Source organism: Gulosibacter chungangensis (assembly GCF_008831155.1).
In the GTDB taxonomy this organism is placed as follows: domain Bacteria; phylum Actinomycetota; class Actinomycetes; order Actinomycetales; family Microbacteriaceae; genus Gulosibacter; species Gulosibacter chungangensis.
The window spans coordinates 475,093-496,415 of the sequence record NZ_WBKB01000001.1; the positions used below are offsets into that span (position 1 = coordinate 475,093).

At 64.4% G+C, this 21,323-nt stretch carries 17 protein-coding genes; 6 read left to right on the forward strand and 11 right to left on the reverse strand.

Annotation, left to right across the window (positions count from 1 at the left end; genetic code table 11):
- Both F8O05_RS02140 and F8O05_RS02145 read left to right on the forward strand, forming a co-directional pair.
- On the forward strand, positions 1 to 984 hold the full coding sequence (locus F8O05_RS02140) for an ABC transporter permease (protein WP_158051087.1): 984 nt from the start codon (positions 1 to 3) through the stop codon (positions 982 to 984).
- 95 nt (positions 985 to 1,079) lie between these two features.
- Positions 1,080 to 2,036 carry a sugar ABC transporter substrate-binding protein gene (locus F8O05_RS02145; RefSeq protein ID WP_158051088.1) on the forward strand — a complete coding sequence of 319 codons (957 nt, stop codon included), beginning with the start codon at positions 1,080 to 1,082 and terminating at the stop codon, positions 2,034 to 2,036.
- Between the two features lie 232 nt (positions 2,037 to 2,268).
- Here the strand turns inward: F8O05_RS02145 and F8O05_RS02150 are convergent, their stop codons facing one another.
- The 4 genes from F8O05_RS02150 to F8O05_RS02165 all read right to left on the reverse strand — a co-directional run bounded on the left by F8O05_RS02150 (position 2,269) and on the right by F8O05_RS02165 (position 7,130).
- The gene (locus tag F8O05_RS02150) at positions 2,269 to 2,952 is read right to left on the reverse strand and encodes a hypothetical protein (RefSeq protein ID WP_225735682.1); all 684 of its coding nucleotides are present in this window, start codon (positions 2,950 to 2,952) and stop codon (positions 2,269 to 2,271) included.
- Between the two features lie 204 nt (positions 2,953 to 3,156).
- On the reverse strand, positions 3,157 to 4,641 hold the full coding sequence (locus tag F8O05_RS02155) for a sugar porter family MFS transporter (RefSeq protein ID WP_158051089.1): 1,485 nt from the start codon (positions 4,639 to 4,641) through the stop codon (positions 3,157 to 3,159).
- Positions 4,642 to 4,852: 211 nt separating this feature from the next.
- Positions 4,853 to 6,043 (reverse strand): Gfo/Idh/MocA family protein, encoded by a 1,191-nt coding sequence (locus tag F8O05_RS02160; RefSeq protein ID WP_158051090.1) that lies wholly within the window; start codon positions 6,041 to 6,043, stop codon positions 4,853 to 4,855.
- Between the two features lie 136 nt (positions 6,044 to 6,179).
- Positions 6,180 to 7,130, reverse strand: coding sequence for a sugar phosphate isomerase/epimerase family protein (locus tag F8O05_RS02165; protein WP_158051091.1), 951 nt, complete (start codon positions 7,128 to 7,130; stop codon positions 6,180 to 6,182).
- 148 nt (positions 7,131 to 7,278) lie between these two features.
- On the opposite strand from F8O05_RS02165, the gene F8O05_RS02170 reads away from it, so the two are divergent.
- Positions 7,279 to 8,268, forward strand: a complete 990-nt coding sequence (locus F8O05_RS02170; protein WP_158051092.1) for a LacI family DNA-binding transcriptional regulator — start codon at positions 7,279 to 7,281, stop codon at positions 8,266 to 8,268.
- A 160-nt stretch (positions 8,269 to 8,428) separates the two neighbouring features.
- On the opposite strand, the gene F8O05_RS02175 is transcribed toward F8O05_RS02170, so the two are convergent.
- On the reverse strand, positions 8,429 to 9,445 hold the full coding sequence (locus F8O05_RS02175; protein WP_158051093.1) for an LLM class flavin-dependent oxidoreductase: 1,017 nt from the start codon (positions 9,443 to 9,445) through the stop codon (positions 8,429 to 8,431).
- Between the two features lie 129 nt (positions 9,446 to 9,574).
- Between F8O05_RS02175 and F8O05_RS02180 the strand changes: the two genes are divergently transcribed.
- Positions 9,575 to 10,828 carry an MFS transporter gene (locus F8O05_RS02180; RefSeq protein ID WP_158051094.1) on the forward strand — a complete coding sequence of 418 codons (1,254 nt, stop codon included), beginning with the start codon at positions 9,575 to 9,577 and terminating at the stop codon, positions 10,826 to 10,828.
- 74 nt (positions 10,829 to 10,902) lie between these two features.
- On the forward strand, positions 10,903 to 11,538 hold the full coding sequence (locus F8O05_RS02185; protein WP_158051095.1) for an SIMPL domain-containing protein: 636 nt from the start codon (positions 10,903 to 10,905) through the stop codon (positions 11,536 to 11,538).
- A 14-nt stretch (positions 11,539 to 11,552) separates the two neighbouring features.
- On the opposite strand, the gene F8O05_RS02190 is transcribed toward F8O05_RS02185, so the two are convergent.
- From F8O05_RS02190 to F8O05_RS02215, 6 genes are all read right to left on the reverse strand, one after another.
- The gene (locus F8O05_RS02190) at positions 11,553 to 12,524 is read right to left on the reverse strand and encodes an NAD-dependent epimerase/dehydratase family protein (RefSeq protein ID WP_225735683.1); all 972 of its coding nucleotides are present in this window, start codon (positions 12,522 to 12,524) and stop codon (positions 11,553 to 11,555) included.
- Positions 12,525 to 12,585: 61 nt separating this feature from the next.
- Positions 12,586 to 15,453 carry an alpha/beta fold hydrolase gene (locus F8O05_RS02195; RefSeq protein WP_158051097.1) on the reverse strand — a complete coding sequence of 956 codons (2,868 nt, stop codon included), beginning with the start codon at positions 15,451 to 15,453 and terminating at the stop codon, positions 12,586 to 12,588.
- Positions 15,447 to 16,520 (reverse strand): 3-oxoacyl-ACP synthase III, encoded by a 1,074-nt coding sequence (locus F8O05_RS02200; protein ID WP_158051098.1) that lies wholly within the window; start codon positions 16,518 to 16,520, stop codon positions 15,447 to 15,449. The genes F8O05_RS02195 and F8O05_RS02200 overlap by 7 nt, the downstream gene beginning before the upstream one ends.
- An 85-nt stretch (positions 16,521 to 16,605) precedes the next feature.
- Positions 16,606 to 17,682 carry an HTTM domain-containing protein gene (locus F8O05_RS02205; protein ID WP_158051099.1) on the reverse strand — a complete coding sequence of 359 codons (1,077 nt, stop codon included), beginning with the start codon at positions 17,680 to 17,682 and terminating at the stop codon, positions 16,606 to 16,608.
- Complete coding sequence (locus tag F8O05_RS02210; protein ID WP_158051100.1) at positions 17,682 to 18,437, reverse strand: DUF5819 family protein; 756 nt, start codon at positions 18,435 to 18,437, stop codon at positions 17,682 to 17,684. The genes F8O05_RS02205 and F8O05_RS02210 overlap by 1 nt, the downstream gene beginning before the upstream one ends.
- A gap of 152 nt (positions 18,438 to 18,589) precedes the next feature.
- Complete coding sequence (locus F8O05_RS02215; RefSeq protein WP_158051101.1) at positions 18,590 to 20,035, reverse strand: phytoene desaturase family protein; 1,446 nt, start codon at positions 20,033 to 20,035, stop codon at positions 18,590 to 18,592.
- 171 nt (positions 20,036 to 20,206) lie between these two features.
- Here F8O05_RS02215 and F8O05_RS02220 point away from each other — a divergent pair, with 171 nt between their 5' ends.
- The gene (locus F8O05_RS02220; protein WP_158051102.1) at positions 20,207 to 21,316 is read left to right on the forward strand and encodes a Gfo/Idh/MocA family protein; all 1,110 of its coding nucleotides are present in this window, start codon (positions 20,207 to 20,209) and stop codon (positions 21,314 to 21,316) included.
- Positions 21,317 to 21,323 lie beyond the last annotated feature (7 nt).

Here is a 21,323-nt window from a genome sequence, read left to right on the forward strand (position 1 = left end):
ATGACCACCGCACCTACAACTTCGGAGACGAAGCCACAGCGCCGCCTGGCGAACGTAACCTGGGTCAACGATGCCGGCCTCGCGATCATCTTCGTGCTGCTGGTGATCGCGCTCACGCTGGCGTCGCCGAATAACTCCTTCATCAGCCTGAACAACATCTTCCTGATCCTGATTCAGACCGCGATCAACGGCATCCTCGCGATGGGCATGATGTACGTGATCATCTCGGGGCAGATCGACCTCTCGGTGGGCTCCACCGTGGGCCTTGCGGGCGTGGCCGCGGCCATGTTCGCGCATCCGGGCGAATTCCCGCTCATCGTGCCGATCGTGGTCGGGCTGGGTGTGGGCATCCTCGTCGGACTCGTGAACGGTGTCGGTGTCGCCTACGGCGCGATCCCCTCCTTCATTATCACCCTCGGTACGCTCACCGCGGTGCGCGGCATCGCGCTGATGGTGTCGGGCGGAGCCCCCGTCTCGAACCTCAGCCCCGAGTTCCAGTCGCTCGCTTCCGGCCGAGTCTTTGGCATCCCGGTACTCGCCATCTACTTCATTGTGATCGCCGTGGTTGCAGCCTTCGTACTGCGGAAGACCGTCTTCGGTCGTCGCATCTACGCACTCGGCGGCAACCCGCACGCGGCCGAGGTCTCCGGCATCAATATCAAGCGGCTCACCATCGCGCCGTTCGTGATCGCCGGAACCCTCGCGGGCCTTGCGGGCGTACTGCTCGCATCCCGCACCTTCACCGGTTCGCCGACCGCGGGCCAGTCCTATGAGCTTGACGCCATTGCGGCGGTGGTCATCGGTGGTGTGAGCATGGCCGGTGGTCGCGGTAAAGCCTTCGGCGTGGTGATCGGCGCGCTGATGATCGCGGTGATCGCAAACGGCCTCGACATCCTCGGCATCGACTCGAACGTGCAGCTGATCATCAAGGGCGCGATCATCGCCCTCGCGGTGCTCATCGACGTGAAGGTGCGTCGCGACTAAGGACCGTCGCGCACCCCGCGCACTCTGCGCATCCTGCTCATCTCGAGCCGCCAACACTTCACCAATCCCCAAATCCCTTTGGAAGGAACCAAACCATGGCCAAGAAATGGACCAAGATCACGATCCTCGCGGCAACCGCCGCGCTGGCGCTCACCGGCTGTGCCAACGGCGGCACGAGCGACGGCGGCGAAACCGGTGCCGAAGGCGGCACCATCGCGCTGATCATGAGCCACATGACCAATGAATTCACCACCACCGTCGCCTCCGCGGCCGAGGCGAAGGGCGAGGAACTCGGCTACGAGGTCACCGTCTTCGACAGCAATCAGGATGCATCCACCCAGGTGAGCCAGATCGAGCAGGCAGTCTCGCAGGGCTTCGACGGCATCCTCGTGGAGCCCGTCTCCACCGACGGTGTCGTGCCCGGCCTGATCGCCGCGAACGACGCGAACGTCCCGATCGCGACCATCGTGCAGAAGGCATCGCAGCAGGACCTCGCCGCGGCCTACATCGGCGGTAACGAGGTTGAGGCCGGCAAGCTGCAGATGGAGCAGGCCATCGAGGCAATCGGTGGCGAAGGCGACATTGCGATTCTCTACGGCCCGATGGGTAGTGACGCGCAGCTCGCCCGCAAGGAAGGCTACGACGCCGTCCTCGCCGAGAACCCGAACGTGAACGTGGTCTTCGACCAGACCGCGAACTGGGTCACCGCCGAGGCGCTCGAGCTCACCGAGAACTGGCTCTCCACCGGCACCGCGTTCACGGCGGTCGTCGCCCAGAACGACGGCATGGCCGTCGGTGCGGTGCAGGCGATCGAAAACGCTGGCAAGACCGGTGAGATCCAGGTGTTCGGTATCGACGCCACCGCCGACGGTGTCGCCGCGATCAACGCTGGTGGCCTCGCGGGCACCGTCTCGCAGGACACCGCCGGCATCGGTGAACTCGGTGTCGAGACCATGGTGCAGCTGATCAACGGTGAAGACGTGGAGGACGAAGTTCTCACCCAGGCCGAGTGGATCACCAAGGACAACGTCGACTCGCTTGGTGGCGAGTAGGGCTTGGAGTAGCGAAAGTTTGGTCTAGCTAAATCAAACCGAAATCGGGCGGTGCCTCTGCGGAGGTGCCGCCCGATTGGGTTTCCTGGGTGTTGGATGCGTCGAGCGCGTTGGATGCGTCGAGGGAGTTGGCAGCGTCACGGGACGTTGCATGCGTGAACGGGTAACTGCGGCGAGGCGCGTTGGATGCGGCGAGAAGGTTAGCTGCGGCAATGACCGTTGGCTACTTCGCCTACCGGCTCGCGTCGTTGACAGGCAGCCGCAAGCGTGCCCGCAGTTCCTGGGCCAAAGCATTCAGCTGCGCGTTGCATTCGTCGATCTCGCTGGCCAGGGCCGCGAGGCTCGCGTCGTCACGCTGCGATTCCAGCTCGAGCGCCGCATCCCGCACCTTTTCGAAGCCGAAGGCGATCTCGGCCACGTGGAACATGATGATCTCGTTGTCGCCGCTCGAGGTGAGGAACTGTGCCCAGCGGCTCAGATGATCCGCAAGCCGCTGGTGTTCGAGGGTGACTAGCTCGCGGAGGTCGTGCAGCTCCGCGTCGAGCTCGGCAGCGTGTGGCTGCGCCGCAACCTGCGGGAGCATCCGGATAACGACCTTGCCCCGCGAGATTTCGCTGGCGTCTTCGTCTGCCATCGCATGCAGAAACTCGGTGAAGGCGAGCCGGTTCACCGGCGCCCAACGCTTCTCAGCAGACTTGGCAACCAGCCGGTTGAGCACCGTTACCGTAAACAGGAAAGAAACCAGACCGGCGGCGAGCCCCGAGAGAATCACCAAATCCTGCCAGAACCCGGTTACCACGTCTATCCCGATGATCACCGCGGTAATCGCGACCGCAGCCGCGCCGAGCGCGATATTCCTGGCTCGTTCTCGCGCGCGTTCCCGGGCCTCCACTTTGCCCTGATCCATCACTCGCATGCCCGCATCATCCTTCCGTGCACACCAGCAAGCCTGTGTCGCTTCAACCGTAGCCGCAGACCTGCGGTTTAGGGCTCCCGCACCGGTGCTTCCCGGACTTGATAGTTGCCGCAGACGCAAAAGTTGACGCTTATGGGTGGTTAGGAGGGAATATTTCCCTCCTAACCACCCATACGCGTCAGAAATCGCAGCGCCAGCCGACCGCTACTTCTTATTGAGGTAGATCGCGCCGGTGGAGACGTCTTCTTCAATCGACTCGAGCGTGCGTCCGCGGGTTTCCGGCAGGAACTTCAACACGAACACGAACGCGATCAAGTTGAAGACACCGAGCATGAAGAAGGAGCCGGTGATGCCCACGCCATCAACCACCGAGGGGAAGAAGAGTCCCAGTGTGGCGTTTGCGATCCACATGCAGAACACGGCGATGCCGATGCCGAGTCCGCGCATGTGGAGCGGGAAGATCTCCGAGAGGATCACCCAGGTGGCCACGTTCAGGAAGGTCTGCATCGACCCGACGAACAGCACCACGAGCACGAGGATCACATAGGGGCGGGCCGGGGCTCCGACCGGGAACATGATCGAGGAGAGCCCGATGAGCACGTGGCAGAGCGTGACGAGCCCGTACCCACACATGAACATCGTGCGGCGGTTGATGCGTTCCATCATGAACAGCGAGGCGATGCTGCCGAGCACACCGATCGCGCCGGGGACGACATTCGCGATGAGCGCCGCATCCGCCTCAAACCCAGCTTCGATGAGCACGGTCTGGCCGTAGTACACGATCGTGTTGATGCCGGTGAGCTGTTGGAAGACCGCGATGCCGATACCGATCAGCAGGATACGCAGCAGCCAGCGGTTCTTCAGGACCGCGCTCAGGCGAGTGCGGCGAGCGTTCTTCGAGGCCGCGTACAGTGCCTCGGCTTCGTCGATTTCTGCGACCGCGCGTGCCTCGGGGCGGATGGTACGCATGATCTCGAGTGCCTCATCACGACGACCGTGTGCGATCAGCCAGCGGGGCGACTCGGGCATACGAATCATGCCGAGGAACAGGGCGATTGCCGGGATGGCGCAGATCGCGAGCATCACTCGCCAGATGCTGTCGAGGTGACCCCAGACGTTACCGATGATGGCGTTGACCGCGAAGGCCGCGAAGGCACCCACCGCGATCATCACTTCGTTGCGGCCTGAGAGTGAACCGCGAATCTCGTGCGGTGCAAGCTCAGCGAGGTACACCGGCACAACGGTGGATGCGGCACCCACGGCGATGCCGAGGATGACGCGCCCAACCACCATCACGCCGAAACTTGGCGACAGGGCGCAGACCGCGGCGCCCAGCAGGAAGGCGAAGGCCAGCAGCATGATGGTGCGCTTACGACCCCAGAGGTCGGCAAGTCGCCCACCGAGCATGGCACCGACAGCGGCACCGAAGAGCAGCGAGGAGGTGACGACACCTTCGGTGAGCGGGGTGAGCCCGAGCTCGATGGTCATGGGGCGAAGTGCCCCGTTGATCACGCCGGTGTCGTAACCAAACAGGAGGCCACCGATGGTCGCGATGAACGCCACGACCGAGAGGCGACGACGGTACGGCCCGGCGGTGAGCGGCGGCAGCGTGGATTCCTCAGCGGAACCGTGGCCGCGCGTGCTGGTAGAGCTGGCAGGGGTTGAACTATTGGGTATTGACGCGGACATGAACGACTCCTTTGTCAGAGCGCGACGAATAGCGGTGTGGTGTTTGGAACGTTTTGGGATGCGCGGGGCCGGGTGGATGCATGGCCGAGGTTAGGTGCACAGCCAGACTTGGATGCACGTCCGGCCCCGCGCGGTGCGTCTCGAGGACGCGGGTTGGTTGATTTGGATCGAGTCGATTCGAATTTGGACCAAGTGGCCCAAACCGGGGGAACTAGACGGTCGCGGCCTCGCGAGCGTGCTCGATCGCGACGGCCTGGCCGGTCTTGCTCGACTCGAGAGCGGCACCGACGACGCGCATCATCGCGGTTGCCTCAGCGAAGTCCGTGTCCATCTCGGCACCCTCTTGGATGCAGCGCACGAACTCCTGAATCTCCGCGGTGAAGGCCTCGGCGTAACCGGTGCCCACGCCGCCGCCTGGCATCGCGGCGACGTCCTTGAAGTAGGGGTGCTCGGGCCCGGTGAAGACACGGCGCGGGCCGTTGTAGGCCGAGTCGGTGAGGCCGGTCTCGAAGATCGAGAATTCACCCGCGGCGATCGAGTCAAATGCGGCGTGGCCCTCGGTGCCGAAGACCTCGACGCCGAGTGCGTTCGGCACGCCCTGCGCGATGCGGCTCAGTTCAATCTGGCCGACGGCGCCGGATGCGAATTCCACCGAGAGCAGCGCGATGTCATCGTTCGTGACGGGGCCGGTTTCGGTCGAGGTGGATGCACCGTGACCGATCGCACCGGCGGCAGGCTTCGGGCGCTCGGAGATCACGGTCTTGAGGGTCGCGTTGGCGACCCCGGTGATCTGACCGGCAACGAACTGCACTGCGTCGATGGCGTGCGAGCCGATGTCGAGGAGTGCTCCACCGCCGGACTGTTCCTGCGAGTAGCGCCAGGAGAGCGCTCCGGCGGGGTCGGCTGCGTAGTCGGCGTAGTACCAACCGCGCACGGTGTGCACGTCACCGAGGCGACCATCCGCGATCGCCTGTGCGAGGGCAGCCAGCCCCGGCAGTCGACGGAAGGAGAAGCCGACGCCGGTCACAGCATCCGTCTTCTCGGCGAGTGCCTGCAGGGAGGAGGATTCCTCGACGGTGCGGCCGATCGGCTTCTCGGCGAAGACGTGCTTGCCGGAGGCGAGCACCTTGGGGAGCACCTCGGCGTGCAGGAAGTTCGGCAGGGCGACGCTGATCGCGTCGATGTCGTCACGCTCGAGGAGCGCGTCGATGTCGCCGGTGGCCTGCTTGAAGCCGTAGCGCGCAGCGACCGATTCGGCGAGCGGGAGGTTCGGATCGGCGATGGTGTCGAGCTCAACGCTGAGCTTGGACGAAACCGCCATCATGGCGTTGCGGAAGCCGAAAGCGTGAGCCTGGCCGGCCATGCCGGCGCCGATGACGGCGACACGAATTGGGGTGTTCATAGTGTTCTAGTCCTTAGTGGTTGTGGTTGGAGTTCGGTGCCTGCGTAAGGCCGAAGGCCTGTATCGAAGGGGCGCGTCTCGATACGACGCCTACGGCGTCTACTCGACGAACGGAGTGTTGCTCGGCTAGCGACGGTTATTTGGCAGTGGCGGTTTCGCGGAAGCGCACTGGGGCACCGCAACCGGCGATGTATTCGTGCGTACGGCGCGCGATTTCCAGCGGCTGCGCGAAGTCAGCGAGCGGGTACATGTCCTGCTCGACGATGGCGAAGATGCCGGGGTTCGCGATTGCCGCTTCCCGCAGGATCGGGTTGTAGTCGGGCACCCCGAGCGGCGGCTCGATCATCACGCCCTGCTTGACGGCATCCACGAAGCTAATGTCGTTCTTGAGCACGTCGGCGAGAAGGTCCGGTTCGACCTGCTTGAGGTGGAGGTAGCCGATGCGGTTCGGGAACTCGCGGATCAGTCGCTCGTTGTCGCCGTAGTAATAGGCGAGGTGGCCGGTGTCGAGGCAAAGGTTCACGTAGCGTTCGTCGGTGCCCTCGAGCAGACGCACCACCTCGCGGTAGGAACCGATCGGGCTTTCTGCGTGCGAGTGGAACTGCTGACGCATCCCGAACTCTTCGAGCAGGCGACGGCCGATTTCATTGTGACCGGCGAAGAAGGCATCCCATTCTTCGGCGTTGAAGGCGCGATCGCCCACGACATGGCCGTCCTCACCGCGTTCCCAAAGACCCGGAATGGTGATGATGTGCTCGGCGCCGAGCGCCTGCACGAGGGTTGCGACCTCGCGCACATCTGCCCAGGCCTTGTCGATTTCGGAAGCCCCGCGGTGGAGATTCACGAACACCGTTCCCGCAGAGAGGGCGAGATCGTACTTGGCGAAGTCCTCGCGCAGCTTGGCTGCGTCGGTGCCGAGGTAGCCAAAGGGGCCAAGTTCGGTCCAGTGGAAGCCAGCCTCGGCAACCTCGCGAAGGTACTGCTCGGGAGCGGGCTGCGCCTCGTCGACGGCGTTCCACACACCCCAAGAGTCGGGTGCGATACCGACGCGGGGTGCGGAATCAGTGGCTTCGATGCCGTTGGTCATGAGCTTCCTCGCTTCATTCCGAATGTGTTGCTGTCAAGTGGTTCCCAGAACGCACTAGCGGTTGATACGGAACTAGAGCGCTCTAGGTGTTGCTAGACTAGAGCGCTCTAGGCGATAGTGTCAATAGATATTTTTTGGGAGGTGGCAAATGGCCAGAACAACCATGGAGGACGTCGCAAAGGCGGCGGGTGTATCACGGGCACTCGTATCGCTCGCGTACCGCAATGCCAGCGGCGTCAGCGAATCCACCCGGGCGCGCATCCTCTCCACGGGCAATCAGATCGGCTACGTGCACAACCGCATCGCCGCGAGCCTCGCCTCCACAAAACCCGCCTCAATCGGGGTCTTTCTGCAAGACCTCCACAATGACTTCTTCGCGGACGTCTACGATGGCATCCGCGAAATTGCCGAGCCGAAAGCCCGCCAGCTGGTGCTCTCGGTCGGATCACGAAATCACGATCGCGATGCTTCTTCCCTCGGCACGCTGGAAGGCGCGCAGGTCGGCACGATCATTGCCGCGGGTCTGCGGATGGCCGATTCGGATGCGCTGGCGCACTCCCAGCGCACTCCGCTCATCGCAATCGCGCGGCATATTCCAGGTGTCGACAGCGTCTATTCGGACAATGTCTTTGGCGGGCAGTTGGCGACCGAGCACTTGCTCCAGCTGGGGCATCGGCGGATCGTCTTTCTCGCGAACCCGCCGACGGACGGCTACCTCGGGCGTCGAGAAGGCTACGAAACGTCGATGCTCGAAGCGGGGCTTAAGCCACGGGTAATCGAATCCACCTATGCGCGCTCGGACGCAGCCGAAATCGCGACGGAACTGTTGGCAGATACCGAGGCACCGACGGCAATTTTTGCGCACAACGATCAGGCCGCGCTCGGGGTGTTAGACGCGCTCGCCGCGCGGTCTCTCGTGCCGGGGCAGGATGTTTCGGTGATCGGCTATGACAACAGCTCGGTCAGCAATACCCCGGGTACGGCGCTAACTTCCATTGATTTGCACGCCCTCGAGCTCGGTCGTGAGGCCACTCGACTTGCGCTGCGACGCTTTGAGAATCCTGACCTCGAGCCGCAGCTTGTGACCTCAACGCCCTCGCTGGTGCTGAGGGCAACAACCGGCCCCGTGTCGACCTAAACCGCCTCCAGAAACCGTCACTCCAGCGCCAATCCAGGCGCGTTCAGCGGGCAGGGAGCAATAAGAGACGCGTATGGGTGCTCAGGAGGGAATTATTACCTCCTGAGCACCCATACGCGTCAGATATTGCGCCGGGCAACAGCCCAGCCCCAGGCTCGCGCTACCCAAGTGCCGGGCGGATCTCCTTTGAGATTGCCTCGAGCATGCGCACGTTGAAGTCGACGCCAAGGGCGTTGGGCACGGTGACGAGCAGCGTGTCCGCGGCCTGCACGGCGGCGTCCTCCTGGAGTTCCTCGATCAGCGTGTCGATCTCGCCGATATAGCTGCGGCCAAAGCGCGCGAGTTCGCCCGGTTCGGTTTGCCCAACCTGGTCGCGAGCTTCGGCTTGCGCACGGATACCGAAGTATCGGCGCGATTCATCGTCGACGAGCGGGATGATGCTGCGGGAGACGCTCACGCGTGGCGTCCAGTGATGGCCGGCAACCTCCCAAGCGTCGCGGTACTGCTGGATCTGCTCGGCCTGCAGTTCCGAAAAGGGCACGCCGGTATCTTCGGTCAGCAGCGTCGAAGACATCAGATTCATGCCGCGCTCCGCCGCCCAAACCGCGGTCTTGCGGGAACCCGCGCCCCACCAAATGCGCTCGCGCAGGCCCTCTGACTGCGGCTCGAGGGCCAGCGGCTCCGGGGAGACAGCCTGTCGCGGATCCGGGTTCGCAACGCCCGCGCCCTGAATCGCGCGCAGAAACACGAGGGTCTTGTGTCGCGCCATTTCGGCGTGGTCGCCGTCTTCCGGCACGTACCCGAAGGACTGATATCCCGCGAGCGCGGGTTCCGGTGAACCACGACTCACCCCGAGTTGCAGGCGGCCATCAGAGATGAGGTCGGTGACGGCGGCTTCCTCCGCCATGTACAGCGGGTTTTCGTAGCGCATATCGATCACGCCGGTGCCGATTTCAATGCGCTTGGTGCGGGCGGCGATTGCGGCGAGGAGCGGAAACGGTGCCGAGTGCTGGCGAGCAAAGTGGTGCACGCGGAAGTATGCCCCGTCGATTCCGACCTCTTCGGCACCGACCGACATATCAATGGCCTGCAGGAGCGCATCCTGCCCGGTCACGACGCGCGAGCCGGGTGCATCCATCCAGTGACCAAATGAGAGGAAGCCGATTTTCGTTGCCATGGCAACAACAACATCAATGCGTCTGCATGTATTCCATCGAAGTTGCGACCAGCGCCCATCGCCACGCCAGTCTCACTAACCGGAACCGTCGCTGTCTCGGCGCACTGATCCTGCCTAACATTCGGATGCATGAGTCAGTTCACCACCGATTCTGCTGCGACACAGTCGTCGCCCACGAATCCGTCACTTACATCACTCCGCCGCGCCCTCGCGCTTACCGCGCTGTCCGTCGGTGCTTTCGGGCTCGGCATCTCGGAATTCGCCACGATGGGGGTACTCGGCAGCATCGCCGAAGATCTCGTACCGAATTACTTCAACGCGCCAGAGGCCGGGATCGCCCAGGCGGGTGCGATGGTGAGCGCCTATGCCCTCGGTGTGTTCATCGGGGCGCCACTGATCAGTGTGCTCTTCGCCCGCCGTCCACAGCATTCACTGGCGCCGTGGCTACTGCTCACGCTCGCGCTGGCAAACCTGCTTACGGCAGTGATCGGTGGGTTACTCCCCTCGGTCGCGGTGCGCTTCCTTGCCGGTCTGCCACACGGAGCATATCTCGGCCTCGCGGCTCTGCTGGCCGGATATCTCCTCGGTCCCGGGATGCAGGCCCGTGGTGTCGCTTTCGCGCTCAGTGGTCTCACGGTCGCGAATGTCGTCGGGGTGCCGCTTGCGACCTGGGTTGGCCAATCGGTGAGTTGGCGGTGGATTTTTGTGGCCATTGCGGTGCTGTTCGTGCTCGCCGCTGCGGTACTGAAGACCGTGTTGCCAACGGTTCCGGGAGATCCCGGCACCAGCATCCGGTCCGAACTCAAGGCCTTCACCCGACCGCGGTTCTGGCTCGTGATTGCGGTCGGGATGATCGGCTTCGGTGGGTTCTTCGCGATCTACACCTACCTCGCCGAGGCCGCGATGACGGTCGCCGGGCTCGAGGCCTCGCTCACGCCGTTTCTGCTCGCCGCCATTGGGCTCGGCATGGTCTTCGGCAATATCATCGGTGGCGCTGGAGCTGATCGAAACATGCGCCGCACCGCCATCTTCGGGCTGGTGGCCCTGGTTGCGTCCCTACTCGCCTACTTGCTGGTGGCAATGCATCCAGCGGGAATTTTCATCACCGCGTTCTTGGTTGGCCTGACCGCCTGGACGTTCACGCCAGCGGTGCAGTCTTGGCTGATCGATGCGGCGGAAGAGCAGCGCCTGCTCGGCTCGGCGATGAACCACGCAGCCTTCAACGCCGCAAACAGCATCGGCGCCTGGTCTGGTGGCGCGGTAATCGCGCTCGGGTACGGGATGCTCGCCCCGGCCTGGGTGGGCATCGCCCTCGCGGGAGGTGGCCTGGTACTGATTTTCGTCACCATGGCACTGGAGCGCCGGATGAAAGTGGCCTCGTAGTCGACGGCCTCGTAGACGGCGGAATCTGCCACGGGTTCAGCCACGGTTCGGGATGCACGGTGTTAGCTACTCCTATGACACGAATCCACGCCACTGGCACCAGCGAAGCGCACTACCGTGCGGAACGCGCGACCATCATCGCGCACATTTCCATCACCTCCGAGAACCGTGCGGAGAGCATCCGCCTCGCGACCCACCTGCACAATCTGGTCAGTAGCCGGGCCCAACAGCTGCGGAGCTCTGGCGATGCGACCTGGCATGCCGCCACCCCAATCAGTACCTGGACGCGCAAGAGCTACGCGCAGGGGTCGTATTCGAACGTCATCGTCGAGCACATCACCTCGAGTACGGTGCGCGTGAAACTCTCGAGTCTCGAGCTCGTGAGCGAGCTGGTCACCGAGTTTTCCGAAGCCGGCGTGCGGGCGAGCGTGGATTGGGCACTCACGGAAAACACCCGTCGCGCGCACGAGCAAGCGGCGCGCAAAGCGGCCGTGGGTCAGGCACGCGAGATCGCAGAGGACTACGCCAGTGCGCTCGGCGAACAGGTCACGAAGGTCATGACAATCTCAGACAGTCAGCAGCCTTCGTTCGGTGGCCCAGCGATGCGAGCGATGTCGGCAGCCCCGGGTGGTCAACCCGAAACCGCCGAGGTTACCGTCCCCGAGATCACGATCAGCGCCACGGTGACCGGAGAATTTGAGAGCGCCTAGCGAGTGGCACAGTGCTAGCGAGTGGCGTAGTGCCGAGCGAGCTCGGCCATACCCTCCTCGAAGCTGACCGCCGGTTCCCACTGCAGTACCTCGCGGGTGCGGCGCTGATCAAACCAGTGGGCGGTGCTCATTTGCTCGGCGAGGAACCGGGTCAGCGGCGGCTCGTCATCGTGTTCGCTAAGGTTCCAGATCGCATCCACGGCTGCCCCTGCCGCAAGCGCCGGGGCGACCGGGATGCGCAGCTTGGGCCTGCCTGCGCCGCCCGCCTTTGCGAGGCGTTCGACGAATTCACCGATTGCGCGCGGCTGGCCGTTAGTGACCACGAGTGCCTCGCCGTGCACCCGGGTGACGGCCTCGAGTGCGGCGAGAATCGCATCCACCGCGTTGCTGACGTAGAGCGTATCGACCAGCGCCGCTCCCGAACCGAGGATGGGCATCCGTCCACCTCGAGCGCGTTCGATGATGCGCTCGGTGAGCTGCGTGTCGCCCGGGCCCCACATGAGGTGCGGGCGCAGCACGAGTACAGGGAATTCCGCCGAGTCGGCTGCGAGGGCCAGGAGTTCCCCGTGGCCCTTGGTGCGGGCGTATTCCCCGCGCGCAGCGGCCGGGTTGGCCACTCCCGCGGGCGCACCGACGAGCGAGTCTCCGGAATTTGCCACCGAGGGTGAAGAAATGTGCACGAACCGCGAAACCCCGGCGGCCTTGGCCTCACGGAGCACGTGCTCGGTGCCGCCGATATTGACCCGCTCGAAATCGCTCGGGTCCCCAGCCATCGACACTTTCGCGGCGAGGTGGATGACCGCATTCTGCCCCGACATTGCTTCGGCGACGGCGGCCGGCTCGGTCACGCTGCCGCGGATGTCCCGGGCCCCGGCCACACCCGAGGCGCGCCGCTGTAGCGTGGTCACCTCGTGGCCATCCTCGAGGAGCTTGCGCACCACTGAGGAGCCGAGGAGTCCGGATGCACCGGTCACGAGAATCTTCACGATCGACTTCCTCTTTTCTTCCGGGTCATGCATTCTTGCGGGTTCGCGCCGGCCCAGCTGCTTAGGGTTTGCGGATCGTTTCGCCGCGCAGCACCGAATCGGCCCAAGTTGCCAGTCGCAAGCGATCGATCTTGGAGTTGTGGCGAATATCCGTGGGGAAGGTGGATGCGACCAGAACGGCCGCAATGTCGTGCGGGTAGTGTTCCCGGGCTGCGGCGCGCACCGCATCTGCAAGTTCCAGTGGAGCAATGCCCGGCTTGAGCCGCGCATCCGCTTCAGGTTCCAGCACGACCACGACTGCCTGTGTCCCGACCGGTCCGACGCCGACCACGGCGGAGCGGCTCACGCTCGGGACCTTGTCGACCACGGCCTCGACGCCGCCGGGAGCCAGGGGCCCGAGCGGTGTGCTGAGCACGTGCTGCAGGCGACCCTCGAGCCAGACTCGGCCCTCCGCATCGAAGTGACCGATGTCGTTGGTGCGATGCCAGGTGAGCCCCGCGAGCGCATCCCGCTTCGAGGCCCGATCAGTGTCCCACAGCACGTCGTAGCCAGCCTTAACGTGCGGTGCCGAGACGACAAATTCGCCGAGGATGCCAGCGGCGGCTTCCCCGATGAGGAGTTCCTCGGTCGTGTCGCCAAGTTCGTCGAGCGGCGCGAGCGCGAAGCTCACGCGAGACACGGGCTTGCCCACACAGACCCCGTGGTCGCGGGACTGGGCTTCTGCAGCGGCGACCCCGTCGCGATCGATATTGGTGAGCATGAGCCCCTCGGTCATGCCATAGGGCGAGCGAATCTCGGCGTTTGGGAAGAGTTCGGCGAGCTGGTCCATGAGGCTCAGCGGCACCGGCGCCCCGGCCGAGAGCACGAGCTCAATGTCGAGGAAGGACGCGCGCTGTGCCTCGGTGAGGTCGCCCGCGGTCGCGACCACGTTCTTATGGGCCGCGGGAGAGGCGAAGACCATGGTTGATTTTCCGGCGATGATCGCATCCGCGAGGGCTGCCGCAGTGAGGGTGCGGGGCTTCGTGACCGACATATCCGGCGTGACGCTGCTGATTCCGAGGCCCGGACCGAGGAGCGCGAATGGCGCGAACCCCGCGACCCAACCGGTGCCCTCGTGCACCTTGAACTGTTCCCGCAGCGTGCGCGCGAGCGCGCCGAGGCGGGCGTGGGTGTAGCGCACGCCCTTCGCGGGGCCGGTGGAGCCCGAGGTGTAGAGGACTGCTGCCTCATCATCGGGGCCAGGTAGCGCAATCGGTACCTGCGAGCGGGTGCGCGAGAGTTCGTTGATCGTCGTTTCGATGCCGAGGGCCGCGCGCTCAAGTCGGTCGAAACGCCCCACCCCGAGGCGGCGGCCTGGCCACTTCGCGGCACGCGCCAGGGTGAGCCCGGGCTTCAAGCCAATGATCCACTTGGGGTCGGCAGCCTTGATTGCCCGCGACATGCCGGCGACTCCGAGCCCGGTGTCGGCGACGACCGCGACACCGCCGGCCTTCAGCACGCCGTAAAGCACCGCGGTGAGGGTATTGCCGGGGGTCACGAGCAGCGAAACGCGATCGCCTTTCTGCAGCCCGAGGTCTTGCAAGCCGCGAGCGATGCCGTCGACAACCCGCGTCAGCTGCCTCCAGGTGACCTGCTGCGGCGGCTTGTGGCTCATGTCCACGCTCGCGATGGCGCGGTCACCGGCGCGCTGGTCGAGCGCTTCAAAGATCAAGGGCGCAAGCTCGTCGGTCGAGGACTCGGCAGCCATGACCGCTGCTTCCACTGCGCCTGTTTCCTCCGAAGCACGGGCTTGCTGTCCCGGGGCTTGCTCCGCTGGGAACTGCTGCGCCAGCCAACGCAGCGCAATCCCCGGAACATCGGCGTCCTCACTCACGAGGTGCGAGGCGCCCTCGATGCGATGCAAGTCCGCTTGCGGCAACCGCTCGCGCAGATCCCGCAAGAAATAGTCGACGAATACCGGGTCCTTCGGGCCCCAAATCAGCAGGGCGGGACTGGAAATCCCGGCAATATCGGTGCCCAGCTGCTGCAATTCGGCATAGGAAGGATGCGAAGGTGTGGCGGGAATATCGGCGACAAACCCGCCGATGCCGCCCCGCGCATCCAACCCCCGATAGGGCGAGGAAAATGCATCCCGAATCTCGGGCCGCAACGGGCCCTGCCCCAGGGCGAGCGTAGTGCGCAGGAACCAGTCGGTGAGCACCGTCGAGGTCGGCAGCATTGGCCCGCTCAGTGCGGCACGCAGGGGCACCGGCAATGGCATACCCTCGGGCTGGTGCACCCCGGTGTTGAGGCTGATCACGGCGTCCACGAGTTCCGGGTGACGCGCGGCCCAGGTTAGGGAGAGCAGCCCGCCCCAGTCGTGTCCGATCGTGATGATGGGATGCGCGGGGGTCGCGGGCTGAGGCGTTGCAGAGCCAGCCGTCGCGAGTTTGCCGGTCGGAGAATCGGCCGTCCGGGAATCGGCGGAGGCCCGCGTCTCACGCGCAGCCAGCGCCCCGCCTTCCGGCAGGAGTTGTTGCACGACCGTGTCAAAGTCGCTTACGCGCTCGGCAATACGGCGATAGCCGGTGCCGTGAGTGGTCGGAAGGGCGTCATGCTCGAGCCGCTCGGAGTAGCCCATATCGAGCTGGTCCGGCGCAATCACCCGCCAGATTCGGCCGCCCGCGCCAGCACCACCGTCAGCCACAGCACCCGCCAGCGTCGCCGCGGCAAGCCCGCGCCACAGGTACGACCAGGTTGGGTTGCCGTGCAGCGCGAGGATGGTCCCGGTCGGCTCGCGCCCCTGCGCCCGCAGCGCGGGGAGGGTGTCGAGCACGTGAAAGGTTCGCGACCCGTCAACGGTGTCGACCGTCACCAGACGCGACCACTGTGCATCCCATTCGGGAAGCGGGCCGGGGAGAGTCGCGACGTGCGCGGGAATCTTTACCATGCAATTTCCATCATTGCGGTGTTGAGCCCCGAACCCACACCCATGCAGAGCACCCGGTCACCGGGCTGCATGTCGGGGGCGCGCCGGGCGAGGGTGATCGGGAGGGATGCTGGGCCCACGTTCCCGAGTTCGGGGTAGGTGCGGGCGATCTTGTCGGGGTCGATCGTCGTCGCGTCGGTGAGTGCCTTGACGTGGGTTTTGGAGACCTGGTGGGGAATGTAGTGATCCATGTCTTCCCAATCCCAACCGGAAGCATTGGCCTCTTGCCAGGCGGCGTTGATCAGCTCCATGCCGTTTTCGAGCAGCCCCTGAGTGTCGGTGAACATGCCGTCGTAGTCACCGACGCAGAGGTGGTTATTCCAGGTCGCGGCCCGCGTCACCCCGCCGAGGATGCGGTGACCTTCAGGGTGCAGATCGGCGCGACCCAATACCGCTGCCGCCGCACCCGAACCGAGGGTCAGTGTCGCGAACTCGTTCAGGTATTCCTCGCGGGTAATCCCCTCGCGCATGAGCCGCTGCACCGTCGCCTCTTGCACCCGCGACATGTCTTCACCCGCAACGATCAGCGCGTAGTCAATCTGGCCGGAGTCGATCATGTTCGCCGCCACGGTCATCCCATTGACGAATCCGAGGCAGGCGTTGGTGATGTCAAAGTTCATGGCCTGCGGACCGAGTCCGATTCGGTCGTGCACGGCGGTCGCGACTGAGGGCTCGAGCCCCTCGCGGGAGACCGAAGCGTTAATCAACAGCCCGATGCGGTCTGCCGGGATGCCGGACTCGGCTAGAGCCTTACGGCCCGCGTCGGCCGCACCGTCGATATAGTCCGTCGGCTTCTCCCAGTTGCGTCGGGTGTACACACCCGCGACCCGCTGCAGCAGGTTTCGAGGCAGACCAAGTTTGCGCAGTGCTTCGCTCAACCGCTCGTCGAACGACGCTGAACTCACTTCAACGGGCGCGATGGTTTCGGTGATGGCGAGGAGGGCCACATTGGTGTGCCTGGACGTTGAATTCCCGCTCGCATTGCTCGAGGGCTGCGGCGGGGTCGAAGTAACTTGTCCAGATTTCATTATCGGATCAGCCTATCGACGGATCATCTGTGAATCTGCATGTATCGTTCCGCTCGGTGCGAACTTGACCGTCATTTTGTACCTGCTACACAGGAACCTTTTCGCGCGCGAGTTCGTGGGATGCACGGAATCGGTTTCGCAGTCCCCGCACCATCCCGCTCCAGGTGCGGTCGCGAATAAAGATCGAGTCGATGGCGACCATCGCGAGCGAGAACCATGGCAGCCCCATCAGCACCGCAATTGCCATGTGGAAGGTGAGGATGGTCGCAAGCCCAATAATGCGGGTCGGGCGAGTGAGCAGCATGAACGGGAACGCGAGCTGCATGAGGATCGAACCCCAGGTCGCGATGGTCACGAGCGGCCCCCAAGTGGTGGCGATCTCGCTGAGCGTCGGCCAGGTGCCAAACCGGTCGGTCATCAGCGGGTTGTAGACCGCGTAGCCGCCCGACCAGGGCTCACCACCGGCTTTGTAGAGTGCGCCGGAAACGTACACGAAGGACACCTGCGCGGTGAGGATCACCAGCACCAGGTTGTGCGCGACGTTCTGAATCTGCCCCCACTCGGTCTTCGGGGTCCCGTTGGTAGCCGGGCCATCCTTCTTCGCCCGCCTGCGCGCATCAAGCGACCAGCGCATCCCGCAATTGGCGAAAAGCATGAAGAACAGGGCGATGCGGAACATATTGTCGCCCTGGTCACCGAGCATGTCGTTCGCCTCGATGAAGCTAATCCACAGCACCAGGAAGATCGGATGCACGATCCGGGTGTGCCAGCCGAGTGTGAACGCGATCGCGAGCGCCAGCAGCAGCAGGTACAGGGTCGTGTAGAGCGCATCGTTCGGCATCGCGTGGTGGAACGCGCTGAACAGCCAAATGTGCGGGAAGTCACTTTTCGCATCCAGCCCCTCGCCGTTCCAGAGCGAGCCGCTGCCGAAGGCGTAGAGGCGGGTGCGCCAGTTGGAGACCAGCAGGCCCACGGCCGAGAGCCCCAGCAGGATGCGCGTGACGGCCAGTCCGTAGGTGGCTTTTTTCGAGTCGATGAGCCAGTTTTCGGCGATCGTGTAGCCGAGGCTGATGAGCCGGCCGGCGCCGCGGATGATCGACTTGATGCCGCCAGCAAAGAAGAGGCCCAGCGCGAGGAAGAAGCGTTTCAGTCGGGTGAGCACTAGTTCATCCCCTCGTAGACGCGCAGGAAGGTCTCGGCGAAAGCCTCATCGGATTGGCCGGGGTTTTTCGCGAGGCCCCGCCACCCAGTCGAGACGATCTGTACGGCCGGTCGCTGCGCATCCGAATCATTGCGTTCCGCGAAGGGGACCACATTCTGGCGGCTCACCTCGTACTGCACGCGCACGACGTCATCACCCCAGACCGCGAGCGCCACCTGCGTGGCGTAGGCGACGGTCATGTGCTCGGTGACCATGAAGTCTTCGACGAGGTCTTCATCGCCGTAGCTCGCCATCTTTTCTTCGAGTCGTGCCTCCCAGTCGCCCTCGAAGTAGTTGAGCTCGACGATGACCTGGTGGTCGTCAGTGAGCGCGTCGTAGCTGGACTTGTGCTGACTGGCGACTTCCGCCGCCTGCAGGCCCGCGCGCGGCGGGAAAAGATTGTTCTGAATCATGTCGAGCTCGACCGCGGTCGCATCCACCCAGTCGGTTTCGGTGAGGGTGCCGTTCTCGTCAACGATCGCGCGCACCTTGAGGGTGTAGCTGCCGTTGATCGGGGCCGGCGCGAAGACACTCCAGGATTGCCCGAAGAAGGGAATCATGTAGCTCGAAAGCACCTGCTGTGTGGGGATCTCTCGCAGTGGCGAATAGGGCGCGATCCACAGGAAGGACGCGAAAATATGCCATGCGGTGACCAGACTGAGGGCCGCGAGCACACCTCGGACCAGGGGTGAGCGCTTCTTTTTCTCTTTATCCATGAGGGCTTTCAGACTCCCGGCGGGCCGGGCTCAGTGTTGGCGACACGAAACTGGGCGGGCAGCACACACTCGTGCCCTGCCCGCCCTTGTTTAGCAGATGCGTCTAGCCATTACGGCACATCACCCGCGAATCTCGAGCCTGCGGCTTCCCCCTACACAGCGAGACTCGGTAATGATTTGCCAAATTCTTTGGCCAGAATCAACCGGGCGGCATGCCAACCTGCCAAACCGTGCACGCCGGGTCCAGGAGGCGTCGAAGACGAGGCGAGATAGATGCCCTTGCCGGGCGTGCGCCAGGGCGAAGGTGAGAGCGTCGGCCGAGCGATGAGTTGCTGCAGCTGCACCGCCCCGGCGCTGATATCGCCACCGAAATAGTTCGAGTTGTAGTCAGCGAGCTCGGCCGCGGTGGTCACGCGACAATCGAGGATGCGTTCGCGCACGCCCGGCGCAAAGCGCTCAATTTGTGCGATCACGCGCTCCGAGACATCCAAGGTCGAACCGTTCGGCACGTGGGTGTAACTCCAGACCGCGTTCTTGCCCGAAGGGTTACGCCCCGGATCGAACTCGCTGGGCTGCGCCAGCAGCACATAAGGCTGATCCGGATGGCGACCGCGTGCAACTTCCGCCTCCGCAAAAGCGATCTGCGCCCGCGAACCGCCAAGGTGCACGGTCGGTGTCTGCGCCACCCGCGGATCAGCCCACGGGATCGGCCCGTCCAACACAAGATCAACCTTCGCCGCGGCATTCCCCGACTTGAACCGCCGCAGCGCCCGCACGTAATCCTCCGGCAATTCACGCTCGGCAATGCGGGCAAGGTCGCGAGCCGAAGTGTCAAAAACCTTCACCTGATAGCCCGACAGCTCGCCTGCATCCTGCACCCGAACGCCGGTCTCGATCCGGCCACCGTGCGCGAGCAAATCATCCGCGAGCGCCTGCGCGATCGCCTGCGAACCGCCAACCGGCACTGGCCATCCGGCCGCGTGGCCCGTGACCGAGAGCACGAGACCGATTGCCGCGGTCGACAGCGCCGGCATTGTGCCGATGCTGTGCGCCGCGACCCCAGAGATCATCGCGGGTGCGGCATCCTCTTGGAACCGCAGATTACACAGCGGCGAACCCTGCTCGAGCGTGCGCAATCCCATGGCCAGTGCGGCCGGGAGCGAGCGTGGCCAGCGCAACATGCTGCCGCCGAGACCGAAATCGAGCACCCCATCCAACTGCTGCAAGAGCGGCGCGAACAAGCGCCGATAGGCTTCGCCGTCACGCCCGAGTTCCGCGGCCGTGCGATCAAGGTCACGGTACGCGATGGCCGCTCGGCCACCATCGAGCGGATGCGCATAGGAGGCTTCCGGGACGACAAACTCCACGCGCTTGGCAAGCTCAAAACGGCGGAAGAATTCCGAGGCCAGGGCCATTGGGTGGATCGCCGAACAAATGTCGTGGACGACCCCGGGCATCACCACTTCGCCCGTGCGCGTGCCACCGCCGATCGTGTCGGCGGCCTCAAAGACCGTGACGGGGATACCGGCGCGAGCGAGCGTCACAGCAGCAGCCAGACCGTTCGGCCCGGAGCCCACGATTGCGGCTCCATTACTCATCGCGCTGCTGCCTCCGTCTCAGGGTGGTTTGGGGATGCACCACCAGGTTCGCATCCGTGCCATCGGGCACTTCGACCACCGTAGTCGAGCCCGCGGGCGAGAAAAGCAGTGGGGGCGTGGGCAACCGGCAGCCTCCTGCCATTCGCATCGGAAACCTGAGATGCTCTTGTTATGACATCTTCACTTTCTGATGCCACACTTTCGAACCTTCCCGAGTCGATCGCCCGCATTGCCGCGAGCGCCGAGCTGCGAGACCCGATGGATGCACCAGCCTTGCGCTGGGGAATCCTCGGTGCCGGCTTGATTGCTCGCCGCTTCACCGAGGAAGTGACCGCCCACACGCGCTCTACCGTCGCTGCCATCGGCGCCCGGGATGTGAAGCGCGCGCAGGCCTTCGCCGCCGAACTGGATATTCCACGCGCCTACGGTTCCTATGACGAGCTCATCGACGACCCCGAAGTCGATGCCCTCTATATCGCGACGATCAACCCGACCCACCACGATCTGGCGCTGCGCGCTATCGAGTCGGGTAAGCCCATCCTGGTCGAAAAGCCCTTCACGCTGAACGCGGTCGAGGCCAGCGCGGTATTTGCCGCAGCGGAGGCGAAGGGCGTGTTCATTATGGAGGCGATGTGGACGCGCTTCCTCCCCCAGTTCGAGGTGCTGCGCGCGATCACCCGCGGCGGTCAGCTCGGAAAGCTCGTGAACGCGCACGCCAACTTCGCGGGCACGATGCTTGAAGAGATTCCGCGGCTGGTGGAGCCCGCCCAGGGTGGCGGTGCGCTGCTCGATATCGGGGTGTACTCGGTCTCGGCGATTCACGACGTGATCGGCAAGCCCGAGCAGGTGGTCGCCGCTGGCAACCTGATGAAGCAGCACGCGGTGGATGCATCCGCCGCGATCATCATGCGCACCTCTGAGGCCCTCGGCACTGCCCGCAGCAACCTCGACGGCCGCGCACCCTCCGGCGCGGAGTTCATCTTCGAACACGGCATCGTCGACTTCCCGACCGACTTCTACGCGCCTGGCGTGCTCCGGCTCTATGAATTCGACGATGACGGCCCGACAGAAGCTTCCGCCGACGGCGTAGCCGACGCTACCGTCACCGAGTGGGATGCGACGGTTCCGGGCGGCTTCCAGTTCCAAGTTGCCGAGGTGGCTCGCTGTGTGGCGGCCGGGATGCAGGAGTCGGAGGTTATGCCGTACCGCGCCACAATCGAGGTGCTCGAGATTATGGACGAGGCTCGGGCAGCGATTGGCGTGAAGTTCCCGGGCGAGTAGGCCCCTG